Source organism: Alicyclobacillus sp. SP_1, from assembly GCF_024706985.1.
Classification (GTDB): domain Bacteria; phylum Bacillota; class Bacilli; order Alicyclobacillales; family Alicyclobacillaceae; genus Alicyclobacillus_I.
Genome location: NZ_JAMCCX010000034.1, coordinates 1 through 17,106, shown reverse-complemented (window position 1 = coordinate 17,106; position 17,106 = coordinate 1). Strand labels below are relative to the sequence as shown.

Here is a 17,106-nt window from a genome sequence, read left to right as displayed (position 1 = left end):
AGCCCCCTTTGTATACTCTTCATTGTACTCATTTTATTCAAAATGAATACAGGTAAATATCTTGGCCAACAAAAAAACAAACGGGGCACTGAATTACCCCGTAAAAGCGTTTTGATAAGGTGTGTCATCGTAGGGTTTCTTTTTAACGAATCCCTATCTCCAATCTGGGATACCGCCAACAAAGCGCGACAATCGTACGTTAAGACATTGATTGGGTCGTTATTCCAACGCATGCTATGTCCCGACAACACCGGAGCAAAATACTCCGGCCAAATCTTGAGCACATGGATCGTCACGGTCTCCCATCTCCTTCAAACGCCCGCCATCGGCGCAGGTCGCGCACGGTCTCGCGGATGCCGACCACCGTCCGCAGACTCGCGGCAATCAGGATATCGCCAAGACCCGCATACCACAGCTGGATGGGGCGTATCGCGACGGGATTCCCACGAACCCAATCGAGCCCTGCGGGGCCAAGCAGAGCCCCCATCGTCCACAGGCCTACGGCCACAACGCATGCCGTTCTCTCCGTCATCCACTGCGCCTCCTCTTCTCTCGGGCATCGCATCTTCGTTCCCTTCTACTATGTCCTGCGAAGCGAGCTCATGTCGGCGTTCGAACGCTACTTTTGGTCTTCGTACGAGAGCGGACTGAGCGCCAACACTGTGGCCAAGGTGTCGAACAGTTCCGTCTCCGCTTTCGCCATGGCTTCCATCCTCAGCGTGAAGACGTCGCTCTCGCCCTCGTCATAGTCGAGTTCTCGGACCCTACAGAGTGCCTCCACGTAGCGCTTGGCTACGACTAGGAACCGTTCCGTCCACTCCAGTTTTTCTATAGCCAACGTCTTCTCGTGCAGGACGAGTTGGATCTCGGCATAGACGCTCATCCAGTCCGGGCACGTCAGGGCCTGCGGACTTCCCTCCATCGCGTTGGCGACTTTTTGCAAAATCTCTCTCATGGTGTGCAGTGTCGTCTGAGAGATCAGATATTCTCTGCGTGATTGCAGCACCGTGTCTTTCGTGAGCAAGGTCTTCACTTTTTTCTCCAAGTCACACACACCCATCTCTAAACACTCTCTCGTTTCTCTATTCCAAACGTATCCCAATTCTCGTGCTTCGTGTTGGGTCTCTAAGATTTCGCAGCGAGGGCCAGTTTGGTATACGCAATACCGGCCGACACGAACGCCGACAGATAGAAGAGTTCTGCCGCCTTCCACGGCTGATGCTCTTGTGCCTCCATCCAGAGCGTCGTCCACTCGTAAGTCGTTCGCCACCGTTGATCCATGAGACTCTCCAGCATCTTGGGCCACAGCGTGTATTGCATCGACACCAACGCAGGACCTTGCGTCACCATCTGCTGCCGATACACGGCCACCTCTTTCTGAAACGCCCAAGGCTCGGACAGATGCGCCACCGTTCGGTCGCAGATCTGTGCTGCGTGGGTCAACTCTCGGTTTTTCTCCAAGTGCAGCGCTTGCCACTTGGGCAGCAGCAGCGGATACGCTTCGATGTCAACCCAGACAAAACCACCCAAATGCAGGGCCCTGCGCACTTCTAAGAATTTCTTTTGCAGATACCGGAGCTCGTCGTCTTCCGTCTCCAGAGGTTCAAACAAATCCAGTTGCGCCATCCCAAACAGCATGGCGTCTCGATGCATCGTGTCTTCGCTCATGGTCTTCCACCTCTCTCTTCGATGCCTCACGGCGTCTCCTGCAGTGCTTTGACATAGCGGGATACGGCTCGGATCTTGCCCCCATACTCTCGGGCACTGAGCACGTATAGGTTTTCTTTCGCGCGCGTGATGCCCACATAGCACAGTCTGGTCTCTTCGCGCAATTCTTCGGGCGAACGGGATTTGTGATGGGGGAACAACCCTTCCGACATCCCTACGAGAAACACCGTGTGGAACTCAAGACCTTTGCTCCGATGGACCGTCGACAATCGCACGCCTCCTGTCCTCGGCGCCTGTGCACTGCTTTCTTCGATCATCCGGTCTACATGGTTCAAGTACGCCTGCACGGTCGCGAACCGTGAGGCCGATTGCACGAACGACTCCAGCCACGGTTCTTCCAACGTCTCTTCCGACACTACGCCTTCCACGTGTTGCAGCAACCACGACAGAGCGGAGGACGGATTGTCGATCCTCGACAGCGCCTTCAATACATTCGCAAACGACCGGCATTTTGGGTGCGACAGCATGGCCTCTCGCCCCCCTTCCATGACCTCAGTGACGACGTCTTTCGGGATAAACCGCTTTGGTCGATTCAAGAGAGGACCCCACACCTCGGGGCCTGACTCGGGAGAGGTTGCGCGCAAGTAGTCAAGCAGCACCTTGATCACCGGAGACGCATAGAACGGTTGGCCACCCGTCACCTGATACGGGATGCCTGCTTGACTGAGAGCTTCCTCATACGTTCGCGACTGAAAATGCGACCGATATAAAATCGCCATCTCCTCCCTCGGCACCTGGGCGTGGCGACGAATTTCTTCCACAACGCACTTCGCCTCCACGGCCTCGTTCTCGACTTCCAGGATTTGCACCACGACGTCCTCGTTTTCTTCGCGAAAGGCCACGACCGTTTTGTCCAATTGATGGCCACGGTTTTGCTCAATGATGCGATGACCTAAGTCGACGATGAGTTCGTGGGATCGATAATTCGTCGTCAACCGATACACCTTCGCTCCCGGAAACTGTGTGTGAAAATGCTGCGTCATGAGGTCTGGCCTCGCCCCTCGAAAGCCGTAGATCGCTTGCCAGTCGTCCCCCACCACAAAGAGGTTCTGAGTCCGGTTCGTCAGTTCCAGAAGCAATTGCCACTGGGACCAGTTGATGTCCTGAAATTCGTCGACGAGGACGTAGTCCCACCGCGACGCCCACGCTTCTCGCGCTGCAGGTCGAGTTCTGCAAAGAAGCGTCGCATCGTTCACCAAATCCTCCAACCCGTAGACCTTTTTCTCTTTGCGATAGTGTTCGTAGGCGCGATACACCTTCCCGATAGCTTCCTGCTCCGGGGGAATGCGTTGCTCCGCTTTCGCTCTCGCAATCCCGAGTGCGGCCTCTGCTGGCTTCAAGATCGGTCCAACGCCGTAAGGATGATAGGCACTCGCGGGTGCCAACACGCGTTCGATCATCCACGATGTATCCGTTTGCAACTGCCACTCTTGCCCGTAGGCAGGTTGTACCATGCGATACGCGACCGAGTGTAAGGTGCCGAGACTGACTTTTGCCGCTACGCGCTCCCCGATCAACGCTGCCAATCGCACCTCCATCTCCTCCGCCGCCTTGCGCGTAAACGTACTGGCCAAGATCTTGGAGGCAGGAACGCCGCACGCTTCGATTAAGTATTGGATACGACCCAGCAGCATGGCCGTCTTGCCGGACCCTGCCGCCGCTATCACCATCCCCGGACCCTCTCGATGTTGCGCTGCTTCTCGTTGTGCAGGATTGAATGCTTTCCACGTGGCTGGCACGCGCCACCCCTCGCTTTCCGTCCCCATCTTCTACCTCTCCTCTTCCGCCTCCAACTCCGACAACCGCTCCAACTTGCGATGCATACGCTGAAACTCTGCGGTCACGTGCTGCCACGCTTTGTGCACATCGGCCTCCACGTGGGACCCTACCAGGACCCGCAGCGACACCAGTTCCACTTCAAATCGTTGCAGGTCGTTTCGCACCTGCTCCAGCGTACTGTTCAACCGACGATTGCTATAGGCGATCCGTGTGGCTTCGTCGTCCATGAGCACCACCTTCTCCGCCATCTCCTGCACCACGCCTTCAAACCGTTCCCAGTCGTTCGCACGCTCCTCGCCGTATTCTGAGTCCACGTCGTTGACCGCACGCAGGTAGCCTTGACGTCGCTCGTCGCCCAGATAGTAGAGCGCGGCGTTCTCGACGGACAGGTCGGACTTTCCCCAAGCGTCAAGGTCCCTCTCGGACACCGAGAGCGTCCACGACGCATCCGAGGCCTCCAGCCCTGCCTCCGATCGCTCAGACGCCACTTTGGCGGCGTATATCTCCGCGAAGTTGTGCGCTTCTCTTTCCGACAGTCGATACTCCGACTTGTTTCGCTGCTCTGGGGGGATGCTTACGTAGACTTTCTCTTGGTACGGGTGTGGCAATTTGGACAAGATGGCGCCTGCTTTGACACCTAACTTGTGACTGGAGACGAGCGCTTGCAGTTCGGGGATCAGATTCAGCAGTTCTAAGTAGCGAAAGAAATTGGCTCGGGACACTCCGAACCGTTCCGCGATCTCCTTCGCTGTTTTCTGTCTCGTTCGCTCCACCAAAGTCCACCGTGTAGACCTCGGCGCATCCTCCATCGGCTCGGGCTCCGCCACTCGACGGAACCGTTCGCCGCCCAGCTCGTATCCGACCAAACGCATGATCGTCCGAAACGTCTCTGCCAGCTTGATCGGGTCCTGTTCGTCGCCCCTGCGCAGGTGGTTGTCGATGGCCATGGTGAACAGCGCTTCCTCGTCTCCGACGTCACACCACACCACCGGCACCGTCTTAAGCTCCAGTTCCAGCGCGATGCGTTGACGCGTGTGTCCCGCTAGGAGAATCGAGGTGCTTCGCTGCGCTTTCAGCGGGACTTGGATGCCTTCGACTTCGATGCTGTCTTTGATGAGCAGATACCGTCCGTCCGTACTCGACAGCACCGACCCCAGTCGCTCTCGGTCCGGATGCGGTCGCAACGTCTTCGGATCCACCCACGCCACAGTCTCCTTCAACGGCGTCACCTCCTTCGTCCATTTTCTCACGGTTCGATGCTCTACTGATCGCCACGTTTACGCCATTCTCTGCGGCTCCTACGATGCCTGCGCTCTCGGCGGCTGGTGGCGACCTTCGGCCCTCGTTGCCTCGCCCTCCACGGACGAGTCGACGACGGCCTTACTTTCATGCGACTGCGTTCCCCTTGTGGTCACCGTCGACCTTCGCGCTGGCTCGAACGGCGTCCCGCCGTCCCATCCAGCGCTCCCCTTCAACACATTCGAGGATCGTCCATGGCCGCCAAGAACTCCTCATCGCTCCAAGCCTCCTCGAACTCATCTTCGATGACGGCGCTCTTCGTGCTCGAAGTGTCCATTCCCTCTGGCCAAGGGTACACTTCGACGATGGACGGCTCCTGATGGCGTCTTCGATCCGAGAGGACTTTTTCGAGCGCTACGCGCATCGTCTCATTCTCGACATAGACTCTGCCTACGGCATCTCGTTTCGGGTCGTGCGTGGCAACGCCCTTGGTTTCCGAAAGCCACTGACGAACTTTGTCGGCACTGCCGCTACAGAACACGTCGACCATGCGATATCGGTCTTCGATGAGTACGGTTGCAAAGTAATCCCCTCGCCACCCCGGCATCTCCTTCGTGCCATGCAGATGTTCCAGCAACGGATTTTTCCAGCGGATCTCCCCGTGCACTATAGACTCTAAAAAGCAAGATGGATTGCGAATGAAAGCGTCGTAAGGCACAGCATAGAAGAAGCATCTTTCATAGTTCAAACGAGATAGCGCATCCAGGGTCTCATAATAGAACGCCGAAGAGCACAAAAACAATATTTGGGATACGGAGCCATACGCTGTCGCTTTGTAAACCACTCCTGCCACTTGCCTCGCGATACTCCCCATAATTCTTTTCGCATTGGGTCGCTCTCTAACACTCAATCGATCCGGTTGTACGAACACTCCGATACGTTGGTCGGGATCTTCCGTGTGAATCAACTCCGCATGCAACCCTCTTATCACCGGGAGTTGAACATCCCACTTCGTATAAAGCTCACCGCTTCGGTTCAAGCCCACCAATACCTCTGCCACTTTCAACGTCTGTGGGAGAACTTCCGCCGAGACTTGCGGCCGCACCCTCTGCAAATTCTCTTGTTGTTCCCACTTCGCTAGTGTCTCTTTCGTTACTCCTATCACTTTTTGGATACGATTCGATACCTCGTAGCGGCCCATCTTCATACTCTTGGGTGGACTTTTTACCGTGAAGACATCCGGTTGATACGCTACGAGTCTCTCTACGGTCAACTGCGGAATACCGAGAAATCTGCCAATTTGGGCATAGGTCATGACCCCGACTCGTGCGATGGCCCGCGCCGCTTCATCCGCCCGTTCTCGCCTCTTTTGTATCGTGACCCCATCCCCTGTTACCATTGCAAGCCTCCTACAGATTTTTTCGTTCATTCCCTCACTCACGACACCTCTGTTCAACATGTGGCGTAGACCGTTCGGTCCACCCCACGTGTTGAACCTGGTCGCTTTTGACGGCGAGATTTCTTACACGAAGGCTTGGAAATCCCAAATAATAAAAGGGACATTCGCTCGCATCGTCTATTTAAAAAGAGTATTAAGAGCAGAATGTTCGTAATATCGTTTTTCCTGCCGAAACCCGTCTACCCTAAATTACATTTTAGATCCATTAGATACTACAAAATATTTTATATGGAGGTTAAAGAGCAAACGCGTTCACTTGCTTTAATCTTGCGTCTAAAAGAACTTACCGTCTTCTTCGTCCGTCATTTTGGATCTTCGTTTCAAAGGGGTTCGTACGACATACGCTTCCTCATCCACTCGTCTGCTCGTGTCGCTGAGGGGGGAAAGGCTACTCCTCGGGCTCCCCTCTGGCAGCATCTTGACCGCCTTCAACGCGGCATTTCTTGCCTTATCTTCATCCACCTCCTCATACAGCGTCCGCCAAGACGTAAACGGAATTTCTGAGGTGTATCCATAGATATCGACTGTCGCCGAACTTGCGCAGGAATCCTGTTCCCATTCAAAGGCAAAGGACAAACGCTCCGGAGCATCGCTCGAAATGAAGAATCCCCTCAGTCGATTGACCAAAGGTTCAAACGTGGGGACGTAGTGGTCCATATCCCGAATACGCTCTGGAGTATCCGAACGAAATACAATGACTAACTTGGCGTATGTCTTAGGATTTGGCAACTCATCGAAGCTGTGAAACTCACAAGAGTCTTGCTGAACGCACTTCTCCAGCAACTTCCCCAAAACATGATGCCATACGATTTCTTTGCGTATGCTCGGTGAGTCACTTCTGAAAAGAGAAGAATATTTCTTTTTCGCCCCATGTCCAAGCATCCACTTGGGAATGTTTTTGATCACAAATCCGTGCTCACCTATCTCTAACTTCATGTCCTCCGGAATAACATCCCACATTTCTTGATGCAAATCGGAATCGTATCGCATCAACGTAGCGAATAACTCATTCTGCAAATACTGACTTATATCGGCTTGTGCATCGTCGAGAAAGGTCAAATAGTGCTCCAAATGAGGGACGTGCGTTCCGATGAGCATGCGAAACATGCTCTGCCGAAGTCTTGTCATCGCTTGATAATGTCGGCCAATCAACTCTTGTACTTTCTTGATGTGCACAAGCGACACATCGTCCGCTGGACGAAATTCCATACAACCACCTCCACAGCTAACACTAAAACATCCGACCACACCCTAACACGCCAATTTTTCGCCAGAATTTCAGACGCGCCAGTTTAAACCCCACATTCATAACCCATCATTGTCCATTTGAGAATTTCATGAGTAGGAAATTAGCCAAGAAACGCGAAGTGAGATTCAATCCTTTTTTACCTCGTGGGATTTCCAGTGGTCACCGGTCTTTAGATTCAGCACATCGAAATACAAGCAGCACCGATTCGGTTGGTGCCCATCATCCATGACTGTGTGGGACCGCTGACTTGATGTAATCTGTCCATCGGATCGCACCCAGCGTGGGAATTGATTCACATTGAGGTCATGTTCTCTTCACCACGCTGTGGTCGTCTCGCCGCTGGCCAGAAACTCATCGACACGAGCTTTCCGCTGCTTTCGCGTTTCCTCTTTCGACATGAAAAAACACCCCCTGGAATTCACTTGAGGACATGATCTCTCCTCATGAATTTACTTGACGCTCACCAATGTCGGGGTACGTGTCCGCCGTCAATCGTAGATAGCGGGACGTGTCTTGAAAGGAGTGGTGCCCAGGTTATGTCCGGAGTCATGGAAACGCGTCCGTGTGGTCTATTGACTTAAGACCAACTGAATGGAACCGTAATCTAAATGAATTGAATATTGTTCCAGAAAAGAAGTAGCCGCTTCCAACTTTGGGGTGGCTACTGTCGTTTTAAGGACTCGTCGTGATGTTTAAATTGGAATGCGTGGGTTAAGGATTTCGTAGATGTCATCAACCTTATAAGGCAGTCGTTTCCCGACTCCGAACACGTAAAGTGTGTTTGTGGCAATGTCACATCGATACACAAGGCGCATATCTGCCTTCTTGCCTTGGGGTGGACGTCTCATCGAGTGAAATTTCTTTTTTCGGTATGTAGGTGCCAGAGGGGGTCGAGTTAGCGATGCCCCCTCATTGGCTGGGTCTTTCATGATTTCATGAACAGCCTTATCCAGGCAGTCTAGGAATTCGTCAAACTCCATATCATCTCCGCATTCGCCTTCGATCCTAGGCAAATCAACGTCGAAAAAATCCTGATGGTCAACTCGATTCATGTGCTGGATTGTTCCTTTCGACGTTGCTGATATATCTCCAAGGTAGACAGGCCTTCGGGATGCTCAATCCACTGTTCTTTTGGTGCAGTGAATCGGTGGCCGAATTCCTGATTCAATTGCACGTTTTCAAGCATTTCTTCCAACTCGGTCAGTCGTTCTGCCATTGCTGCATATCGTTCGTACGACATCATGACGGCATCGAGGCCTGTATTTGGGAACAGTACTCCGATTTTTTCGTGAGACTGTAGTTCTTGTTGTAAAGCCTTTTGTGAGAGAGTTCGGAATTGATTCGCCTGGATCATCTCTTCTTTGGCAAAGGTCGTACTCATGTGAATGGACTCCTTTCTGTCCAAGGTTCTCACCTCCATTATAACACTATATTGTGCAAATAAATTAACAAGGAATTGTGCGTTTAGATGTTTAAAGTGTACCTAATACAACAGGAAATATTCCTTGAGAAGACCGCTCACTGACTCATGTCAGGAAATGTTTGAAAAGCGGCTCCAAGATGGGCTTGCCCGATGTTCGTGACCACTCCCCTTGCCTTTAGGCATGGGGAGTGGTCACTTAAATAGTTTTGTGTAAACTCGTTGACAACTTCATGAGTTCATATAGTATTCCGCACTTGAGCCCGGAAAACCAACTCAGACTTCCGCGCGGAACGTTTTCCCCAACTCCTCGCCAAGTCCAAAATAATGACGAAAATTGTAGATGAGTGGACTCCATGTCGCCGGGTCGATATGCGACTCGTCCACCACGATTCTTTCGCAGGCATGAACAGCCAATGCTTCTACCTCGATAACCCCAAAGCGTGGACCCTCGCCCGTGGTTCGAATGTCCATGACCTTGGCTTCGATTTGTAGCGGACATTCCGCAATGCGAGTCGGGAGCACGTGGTGTGATTGGACCGCAGTCAAACCGGCCTCCGCAAACTTGTCCTCGGCATGGTGAAACACACCCTTCTTGTGGTCGGGAACTGGATTCGCCCCTGTGAAGGGAGCCAGCGCCTCTACCTTCTTCCAAAGTGATGGATCCGGCAAGTTAACAACACATTCGCCGTGTCGTCGCAGATTAGCGAGCCCATGGCCGCCTTCACCCAGACCAAGAACAATTCGATTTCCGAGTGCCCACGCAGATGACATTGGTGTGATGTTGCTTGTTTCGTCCTCGTTCAGTGTCGTGAGTAACACGACAGGCGTGCCGAAATATAAGATTTTTGGGTGAACGATCCTGGTCCGAAGTGATTCGTCTACACGCTGATTCATTGAGTTTAACCTCCCATACATCTTTCTGTTGCTCATCCATTGTAAGACGCAAAAAATTCGACTATCATCGAAGTGTGAATGTATGTTCGGACTGTTGAATGGAGGTGGTCATGTGGCGACGCCCAATATCGTGGAAGTCGCATCACTTATCGGGGATCCCTCTCGTGCCGCCATGCTCATGAATTTGCTTAGCGGAAAGGCGTTGCCAGCCAGTGAGCTTGCTCGTGCAGCTCATGTGACGCCGCAAACAGCCAGTTCCCATCTGGCCAAGATGGTGGAAGGCGGGCTATTGGTCCATGAATCATACGGCCGCCATAGATATTATCGATTGGCGAGTGCAGAGGTTGGGCAGGCATTGGAGGCCCTCCATGCCATTGCGCCACCGAAACCGGTTCGCTCACTCAGAGAGTCGGACCAGTCAAAGGCACTGCATTTTGCCCGTACGTGTTATGACCATATCGCAGGCGAAGTGGGGGTTGCGTTGACGCACAGGTTGTTGGCACTCGGTTTACTGCATGAAGAGGGACGGGATTTCGCTGTTTCAATCGATGGAGCGAAGTGGTTCAGGGACTTCGGGATGGATCTCGACGAGATTCGACGTGGACGACGCCATTTTGCTCGGCAATGTCTCGATTGGAGTGAGCGACGACATCATATGGCCGGGGCACTTGGGGCTGCGCTTACGACCAGGCTGTTTGACCTGAGTTGGATTGACAGTATACCAGGCGGGAGAGCCATCCAAGTCACAAAATACGGGTTTCGGGGATTGAGTCAAGAGCTCGGGATTACGTTCGACGATGAGTGGAAACAAGCCGAATAGAGGTGGGGATGCCAAGTTGAAACCCATCGCTATCATCTGGTCACCAGAAACCGGCAATTCCACGTCCGCACATCAACTCGGTGACATCACGGGCAGCTACGACCTCCATCTGAATCGCCTGTTTTAGAAAACAGGCTGGGTAGACACGCCAAGCGAGGAATGCTCACAAGCCCCCTAATCAGATTGGACAACCTGATTAGGGGGCTTGTGAGAGAAGACGCAGGGGCTCGCACAATTGCTGCAAGACGCCGACTCGGAAGAAAAAGCGCTTTGGCCTGTTTTAACCTGTTTGACCGATGGACGACTTGAAGAACGAGAAACGAACGGTGACGCCAAATCGTAGACAGAGCACGTGAGCACGCTCAAGCGACCGTCGTTCTTGTTTCAATGCCCCGTTGTATGCGCCCCAAAACAGCGTTCTATCAAGCAAGTCGACGAAAATAAGCGCACCGCCGATAGAGGCGATGCGCTTTGCTACTCCTTTCAATACGTTTCGTGGATTTGGTAGTACGAGGCGAGAGTGGCACCCACCCAGTGATGCCAGATGGTGAAGCTGGCGTGGGCGGTAGCGACTTGATGGTCCGCACTCTTCACCCAAAACTCTACCGTGTACGTATCGTTCTCTAGATATTGCAGCCACGTGGCCCATGCGCCTGGCGTATGTCCTTCTAAATAGCCCGTCGCCGCATCGTAGGTCAGCGGGATCTCAAACGGAAACTCGAAATCCACTGGCATGTTGGGCGGGAGCACCGGGGGAAAATTCAATCCAGGTATCTCGACATAAGCTTCGGCAATATCCGTCAGACTCGGCTTCACCCGGAACTTGAGCATCTCCCCGGCCCAAAAGTCGCTCTCGGAGCGAACCATACTTGGGTCATAACTCTCCATGAACTTGTTGTAGTTGTCGAGGTTGGTTTGCCACCCCGGCGCATGATACACCTCGGCATCCGACAACGTAAGCGGCGCTTCCGTCCAGGTCACTGGCACGGTATCGCTCTCCGATACGTCCTGACCGCTGGCGCTCACAATCGCCGCCACAAACGTATCCGTCTGCACACTCGACTCTGACCACGTCGTGGTATACGACGTCGCATTCGGCGCACTCGTACCGACCACCTGATCGGTCGTCTCGTCTCGGATTTGGATGACGGCGCCGGACGGCATGCCTGCCGGAGCCGTTGCCGTGAGCGTCGTCTTCGCACCCGTAGCAAGCATCGTGGGACTGGTCGTCAGCGACAGGTCGTATTGATACCACGTGACTGAGACGGGTGACGACGTTTGTAGGATCGTCGGCGTGGGCTGGTCGAGACCAACGTTCGGATTAAACGTGAGCGCATTCGTCGTGGAGATGTCGTTGGCCGTATCCCCTATGGGATTCGCCATGTCCTCGATGACGTTGTCCCCGCCAGTCCCTACATCGGCCGGAGACCAGCCAATGTAGTTGTTCCCATCATTCTCTGCAAACGACGTCGGTTGCGGCCAGATGTAGTCGTCCCACGCGAGACCGCCAATCCAGGGTTCGATCTGTTCTTTGTTGGTCACTGCAAGCGACGAGCCGTTCGGATAGGCTTGGTCGACATACCCGCCGTAATAGTACATGGGTCCAAGACCCCCACCCAAGTACACGTGACCGCCACTTCCCACACCCAGCAAGTTGGTCGACGCATCGATGTATCCTGGATACGCCATCGTCCACGTCGCTTGGCTGTTGAACAGTTGGTTAAAGGGTAATGCGTAGATATTCCCAAACGCTTGCCCCACGTGATCGTGATAATGACTGTTGTAGTAAATCTTGTGTTGGAATTCATCCAAGTACACGTCTCCGCCCAACGGATCGTACACCACATTGCCCAACGCACTCGTCACGAAGGTGCCGCCATCGAAGTTTAAAGTCAGCGCCGTACTGTAGGTCGGCAACCAGGTATACCCGTTCCACTCATCCAACTGTGCGGAACTCGACGACTGCTGCACAAGCAGAAGCGTTCCGTTCGGACCCGCTGTTAAATCCGTCATGGCCGGAGTCGACAAGTCTTGGAGCGCAGGCAGTCTCGTCGGTATCCAATTCGACCCGTCCCAATAGGCCACGCCCGTACGCGTCAGCGCCCACATCTGTTGGGTGCTCGGAACATACGTCAGTCCTACGATGTCTCCATCACCGCCCGGATCCCCCGTATTAACCCACGCGTTCCCGTTCCAGTAGGCAACGCCTGCGGATGAGGTGCCCGCCCACGTATCTCCATCGGCTGCATCGTAGGCGAGCGCAGTGACGTCGGCATCCCCATTGGGATCGCCTTCGTTAGTCCAGGTACTCCCGTTGTACACTACCGCTCCATCCGGGATCATGGGTGGCTCGGTCGTCGGCCCTCCGTAAACGTACGGGGCTTGCTCAACGACGGCCGCCCATAGCCCGTAGCCGGTGTCAGCCGGCCGGATGATGTCGGCGACATAGTTTTCCGTGGACGGCGTAGGCTCTTCGGTGGTCGTCGTGAGCGTGGTCTCTCCAAGCGTGCCCGTAGCAAGAATTTTTCCGTCGCTTTTTCGCACAATGTCCAGTACGTACCCATTCGGGAGATTCTGCGTCGATGCCGTCAGCGTGGTGTTTTGCCCAATGGGCAAGTACGTCGGCTGCGCCGTCAAGGTGACCGCATACCAGTCCACACTCACGGGAGTAGAGTGCGTCAATGCCTCCGAGACGGAATCTGTAGCGGCGACCAAGGACTCGTAGCTGTCCGTTTGGGCTTGAGATTCGGTTTGGGATACGGACAGTGTCGCGTCTTGCGTAGAGCCGAGGACTTGACCCGTGGTCGTGTTTTCAAGCAGAAGCCAATCCCCTTTCGGCAGGTTGGATGCCTGTCCCACAATCGTAGAGGTCTGATGCACCCCAAGTAGCGTCGGACTCGCCTGGATCGAGGCACTCGTCCACTGTACGCTTGCCGTATTGCTCGGCGTGCCAAGGGTCTCATAGCCATCCGACAGTTCGGCGACAAACGTATCCGTCGCAGCCGCGGCACTGGCGTACGTCGTGGTATAGGTCGCGGAGGTACCGTACCCCACCATCTGCCCGGTGGTTTGATTGAACAAATAGATCGTATCGCCTGCCGGCACGGCTTGACTCGCATCCACCGTCAGCGTCGTCGATTGATAAACGCCCAGTTGACGGGGTTGGGCCGTCAAGGTGAGTGCCCCATCCCACGCATTCACCCACTCGACCGTGACGGTCGCTGCGCTGACAATGGACCCATTCGGCGCATACAGCGTCGCCTGATACTCCACTTGAATCGTTTGCCCTGCTTGCGGATTCTCGGTCTCTTCATCCGTTTCTTCATAGGCTGTCTGCTTGGAAGCACGCCACTCATCGCTCCCATTGCCCGCAATCGGTGCCACCGATACAAAGTCGCCCGGTGCCATCGTGCCTTGCACTTGATACATCAGCTCCGACGGCTGACCTGGCACATTGACCGCAGGATTCGCAGTGAGCGTGACGGTAGGCGCTACACTGGTCCAGTCCACAGAGGCCGTAGCTGTCGCCAGGGGACTTCCCGAAGCATCGTACAACGTAGCCGTATAATGTACGTCCGTATCGTTCCCGTTATAGGGACTCTCGATCTCGTACCAGTCGGCCGCGCTCTGGGTATCGTGGGTTTCCTCCCACATGTCCTGTCCGCCCGTACCGGCAATGGCCACGTAATCGCCGTTCCCCATGTTGGCAACGGTATAAGCGATGGTGGCCATGTTGCCACTCGGATTCGTCGTCGGGTTCGCACTCAACGTCAGCGTGGGTGTAAGGCTTGTCCATTCAACCGACACCGCCTTCGAGGTGGCGACCGCTTGCCCCTGTGCGTTCAGCACTTCCGCCACATAACGCACCGTCGTCGTCTGCCCATTGGCTGGGGATTCCGTGTCCGTTGCCTCGCCGTCCGCCGTTAATTGAGTGGCATAGTAGTTTTGCGGCCCCCCCGTACCCATGATCACGACAGAGTCTCCGGACGCAAAGTTTTGCGTATCGTACGTCAGCGTCGTGGCATCCCCCGACGCGAGTTTCGTCGGATCGGCGCTGAGCGTAATCGTCGGTGCCACGACGGGCGCAGTAGCCGCAGACGTCCAGGTCACGTCCACCGGAGCCGACGTCGCGAGGATCGCCCCGGAGTTGAAGTTGATGATCTCTGCCTCATACTCGACCGTCTGCGCCGTGTCGTCCGTGGCCGTCGCGGTCGCGCTCGTGTCGGACAACGTGGTCTCGCTGTTTTGCCCGCCGAGCGTGTTGTCCCCGCTCACGTCGACGATGTCGATCTCATCCATCGCATTCGGCGAGACACCGCTTGTGACCGCGGTCAACGTCGAGGCACTGCCGGTCGTGAGTGACGTGGGATTCGCAGAGAGCGTGATGCTTGGCCCTCCACCGCTGCCACTGCCTCCGCTGCTCCCAGTCACCGTGAAGGTCGTTGTGGCAGCCGTTGCTGCTGGCCGATGGACGGCGTCTGTCGTGTAGAAGTAGGCCGTGTAATTCCCCGGCGCGAGTCCGGACGAACTGGCGCTCAGCGTATCCGTCAACGTCCCGTGCGAGCCGCTCTCTTCCTCCATCTGGTCCACGTGGTCGTGGCCTGTGCCGACGTGAGCGTCAAATAATTCACACCTCGTTTGTGAATTCATAAGGAGAGATAATGTCCTCAAGTGAATTCCAGGGGGTGTTTTTCATGTCCAAAGAGGAAGCACGAAAGCAGTGGAAAGCCCGTGTCGATGAGTTTCTGGCCAGTGGCGAGACGGCCACAGCGTGGTGCAGAGAATACGACCTGAATGTGAATCAATTCCGGCGCTGGGTGCGAAAGTTTGCCCATCAAACGGTCTCAGAGCATACCTCGTCTCCAGTAGGGTGGCTGCCTGTTCGAGTGAACGAGTCTGGCCTTGTGGGGACTTCCGAAGGTACCCTCATGGTCCATGTAGGTTCAGTTTCTATTGAGGTGAAGAGTGGATTCCATCCATCCCTGTTGAAGCAAGTGGTTCGGGCACTGGCGGAATAATGTTCCGTGGCATCGACTTGGAGACGCGTGTGTACTTAGCCTGTGGCAATACGGACTTGCGAAAGTCTATCGATGGATTGGCTGCGCTGGTGCAGGCGTCTTTCCAACTAGACCCGTTTGCTCCTTGCCTGTATGTGTTCTGCAACCGGCAACGGGACAAGTTGAAAATCCTGTATTGGGAGCACAACGGTTTCTGGCTCCTCTACCGCCGTCTTGAGAAGGGACGATTTGAGTGGCCTGAAGCGAGTTCGGACAAGACCATTCTCATCAGCCGCCGCGAGTTGAACTGGTTGTTGGACGGCTTATCCTTGGCCCAGCAGAAAGCCCATCCGAAGGTGGGTGTGAGAGCCGTTATTTGACGAAGAAAATCTTCAAAAAACCCAATAGGAACAAGGGATTTAGGACCTTTCTGGCGAAGTATTCTGTATGGAAAACAAGGCGACGGAACCCATCGAACAGGTCGAATCTCTACAGCAGGAAAACCAGTTACTGAAAGAAGAAATTGCTGACTTAAGACTACAGGTGAAACTGCTTTTGGAACAACTTCGCCTGTCTCGGCATCAACGTTTTGGTCCGACCAGCGAGCGTTCTGACACGGAACAACTGAGGCTTTTCAACGAAGCCGAAGTGGCGTCGGAAAGGGCTCCCGAGGAACCGACGACAGAAACCGTCCTGGTGGAACGGCGGAAGAAACAGCCTGGCCAACGGGAACAGATGCTCAAGGATCTTCCTGTAGAGAGAAGGGAGTATCGCCTACCGGAAGAAGAGCGGATTTGCAGTTGCTGTGGCGGTTTGATGCATGAAATGAGCACGGAGGTCCGTCGGGAACTCAAACATATTCCGGCAAAAACAGTCGTTGTGGAGCATGTGCAATACCTGTACGGCTGCCGTCCTTGTGAAAAACAAGAAGTGAACCCACCCGTGGTGAAGACTCCGATGCCTCGTCCGGCATTTCCGGGTAGCCTTGCATCCCCATCGATGGTGTCGTACGTCATGACGAAGAAGTATCTCGAGGCCATGCCGCTGTATCGCCAGGAACAGCAATTTGCCCGCCAGGGCTTAGCTCTCTCCAGGCAGACATTGGCCAATTGGGTGGTATGGGGTGCTTGCGAGTGGCTTGCCAAGGTATACGACCAACTGCATCAGGAATTGCTCCAAAGGCGATACGCACATGCAGACGAGACGACCGTACAAGTGCTGCACGAACCCGGACGGCCAGCACCATCCAAATCGTACATGTGGCTGTATCGCAGTGGAAGAGATGGACCCGCCATTGTACTCTATGACTACCAAGAATCGCGCTCGAAAGAGCATCCGAAAGAATTTTTGAGAGGATTCAAAGGCTACCTACACGTGGACGGATACAGTGGTTACCACGATCTGGAGAATGTGAAGTTGGTAGGGTGCTGGGCACACGCGCGGCGCAAATTTCATGAGGCACTCCAGACATTGCCCGCAGCAGAACAAAAAAAGCCGACGGCCGCCAGGATGGGGCTA

General features: G+C 54.4%; 16 protein-coding genes. 5 read left to right on the top strand and 11 right to left on the bottom strand.

Annotated elements, in window-relative coordinates; genetic code table 11:
- From M4I36_RS10360 to M4I36_RS10315, 10 genes are all read right to left on the bottom strand, one after another.
- On the bottom strand, nt 1-296 hold a 296-nt coding region (locus M4I36_RS10360), incomplete at its 3' end, for an ASCH domain-containing protein (RefSeq protein WP_258111664.1).
- Nucleotides 293-532 (bottom strand): hypothetical protein, encoded by a 240-nt coding sequence (locus M4I36_RS10355; RefSeq protein WP_258111663.1) that lies wholly within the window; start codon nt 530-532, stop codon nt 293-295. The genes M4I36_RS10355 and M4I36_RS10360, both read right to left, overlap by 4 nt.
- 87 nt (nt 533-619) lie before the next feature.
- Nucleotides 620-1,045: a hypothetical protein gene (locus tag M4I36_RS10350; protein WP_258111662.1), complete on the bottom strand. Its 426-nt coding sequence runs from the start codon at nt 1,043-1,045 to the stop codon at nt 620-622.
- An 80-nt stretch (nt 1,046-1,125) separates the two neighbouring features.
- Nucleotides 1,126-1,668, bottom strand: a complete 543-nt coding sequence (locus tag M4I36_RS10345; protein WP_258111661.1) for a hypothetical protein — start codon at nt 1,666-1,668, stop codon at nt 1,126-1,128.
- Nucleotides 1,669-1,694: 26 nt separating this feature from the next.
- Nucleotides 1,695-3,494 carry an ATP-dependent helicase gene (locus M4I36_RS10340; RefSeq protein ID WP_258111660.1) on the bottom strand — a complete coding sequence of 600 codons (1,800 nt, stop codon included), beginning with the start codon at nt 3,492-3,494 and terminating at the stop codon, nt 1,695-1,697.
- A 3-nt stretch (nt 3,495-3,497) separates the two neighbouring features.
- Nucleotides 3,498-4,727 (bottom strand): ParB/RepB/Spo0J family partition protein, encoded by a 1,230-nt coding sequence (locus tag M4I36_RS10335; protein ID WP_258111659.1) that lies wholly within the window; start codon nt 4,725-4,727, stop codon nt 3,498-3,500.
- 251 nt (nt 4,728-4,978) lie between these two features.
- On the bottom strand, nt 4,979-6,145 hold the full coding sequence (locus M4I36_RS10330) for a hypothetical protein (protein WP_258111658.1): 1,167 nt from the start codon (nt 6,143-6,145) through the stop codon (nt 4,979-4,981).
- 333 nt (nt 6,146-6,478) lie between these two features.
- Nucleotides 6,479-7,414, bottom strand: a complete 936-nt coding sequence (locus tag M4I36_RS10325) for a hypothetical protein (protein ID WP_258111657.1) — start codon at nt 7,412-7,414, stop codon at nt 6,479-6,481.
- Between the two features lie 1,088 nt (nt 7,415-8,502).
- Nucleotides 8,503-8,835 carry a hypothetical protein gene (locus M4I36_RS10320; RefSeq protein ID WP_258111656.1) on the bottom strand — a complete coding sequence of 111 codons (333 nt, stop codon included), beginning with the start codon at nt 8,833-8,835 and terminating at the stop codon, nt 8,503-8,505.
- Between the two features lie 315 nt (nt 8,836-9,150).
- On the bottom strand, nt 9,151-9,771 hold the full coding sequence (locus M4I36_RS10315) for a flavin reductase family protein (RefSeq protein ID WP_258111655.1): 621 nt from the start codon (nt 9,769-9,771) through the stop codon (nt 9,151-9,153).
- Nucleotides 9,772-9,883: 112 nt separating this feature from the next.
- Here M4I36_RS10315 and M4I36_RS10310 point away from each other — a divergent pair, with 112 nt between their 5' ends.
- The gene (locus tag M4I36_RS10310) at nt 9,884-10,591 is read left to right on the top strand and encodes an ArsR/SmtB family transcription factor (RefSeq protein WP_258111654.1); all 708 of its coding nucleotides are present in this window, start codon (nt 9,884-9,886) and stop codon (nt 10,589-10,591) included.
- The gene (locus M4I36_RS10305) at nt 10,569-10,718 is read left to right on the top strand and encodes a P-loop NTPase family protein (RefSeq protein ID WP_258111653.1); all 150 of its coding nucleotides are present in this window, start codon (nt 10,569-10,571) and stop codon (nt 10,716-10,718) included. The genes M4I36_RS10310 and M4I36_RS10305 overlap by 23 nt, the downstream gene beginning before the upstream one ends.
- A gap of 356 nt (nt 10,719-11,074) precedes the next feature.
- Here the strand turns inward: M4I36_RS10305 and M4I36_RS10300 are convergent, their stop codons facing one another.
- Entirely contained in the window at nt 11,075-15,241 is a 4,167-nt protein-coding gene (locus M4I36_RS10300) for an RHS repeat domain-containing protein (RefSeq protein WP_258111652.1), read from the bottom strand.
- Nucleotides 15,242-15,285: 44 nt separating this feature from the next.
- On the opposite strand from M4I36_RS10300, the gene tnpA reads away from it, so the two are divergent.
- From tnpA to tnpC, 3 genes are all read left to right on the top strand, one after another.
- Complete coding sequence (tnpA, locus tag M4I36_RS10295; protein WP_258111651.1) at nt 15,286-15,609, top strand: IS66 family insertion sequence element accessory protein TnpA; 324 nt, start codon at nt 15,286-15,288, stop codon at nt 15,607-15,609.
- Nucleotides 15,610-15,626: 17 nt separating this feature from the next.
- Nucleotides 15,627-15,968, top strand: coding sequence for an IS66 family insertion sequence element accessory protein TnpB (gene tnpB / locus M4I36_RS10290; protein ID WP_258111650.1), 342 nt, complete (start codon nt 15,627-15,629; stop codon nt 15,966-15,968).
- Between the two features lie 67 nt (nt 15,969-16,035).
- Nucleotides 16,036-17,106, top strand: a 1,071-nt coding sequence (gene tnpC, locus M4I36_RS10285) for an IS66 family transposase (RefSeq protein ID WP_258111649.1), incomplete at its 3' end; no start/stop codon positions are given.

Coding starts and splice junctions, on each gene's coding strand:
- M4I36_RS10325 (WP_258111657.1), bottom strand. CDS start 7,414: ATGGAATTTCGTCCAGCGGACGATGTGTCGCTTGTGCACATCAAGAAA.
- M4I36_RS10330 (WP_258111658.1), bottom strand. CDS start 6,145: ATGGTAACAGGGGATGGGGTCACGATACAAAAGAGGCGAGAACGGGCG.
- M4I36_RS10320 (WP_258111656.1), bottom strand. CDS start 8,835: ATGAGTACGACCTTTGCCAAAGAAGAGATGATCCAGGCGAATCAATTC.
- M4I36_RS10315 (WP_258111655.1), bottom strand. CDS start 9,771: ATGAATCAGCGTGTAGACGAATCACTTCGGACCAGGATCGTTCACCCA.
- tnpA (WP_258111651.1), top strand. CDS start 15,286: ATGTCCAAAGAGGAAGCACGAAAGCAGTGGAAAGCCCGTGTCGATGAG.
- M4I36_RS10300 (WP_258111652.1), bottom strand. CDS start 15,241: ATGAATTCACAAACGAGGTGTGAATTATTTGACGCTCACGTCGGCACA.
- M4I36_RS10305 (WP_258111653.1), top strand. CDS start 10,569: ATGAGTGGAAACAAGCCGAATAGAGGTGGGGATGCCAAGTTGAAACCC.
- M4I36_RS10345 (WP_258111661.1), bottom strand. CDS start 1,668: ATGAGCGAAGACACGATGCATCGAGACGCCATGCTGTTTGGGATGGCG.
- M4I36_RS10340 (WP_258111660.1), bottom strand. CDS start 3,494: ATGGGGACGGAAAGCGAGGGGTGGCGCGTGCCAGCCACGTGGAAAGCA.
- M4I36_RS10355 (WP_258111663.1), bottom strand. CDS start 532: ATGACGGAGAGAACGGCATGCGTTGTGGCCGTAGGCCTGTGGACGATG.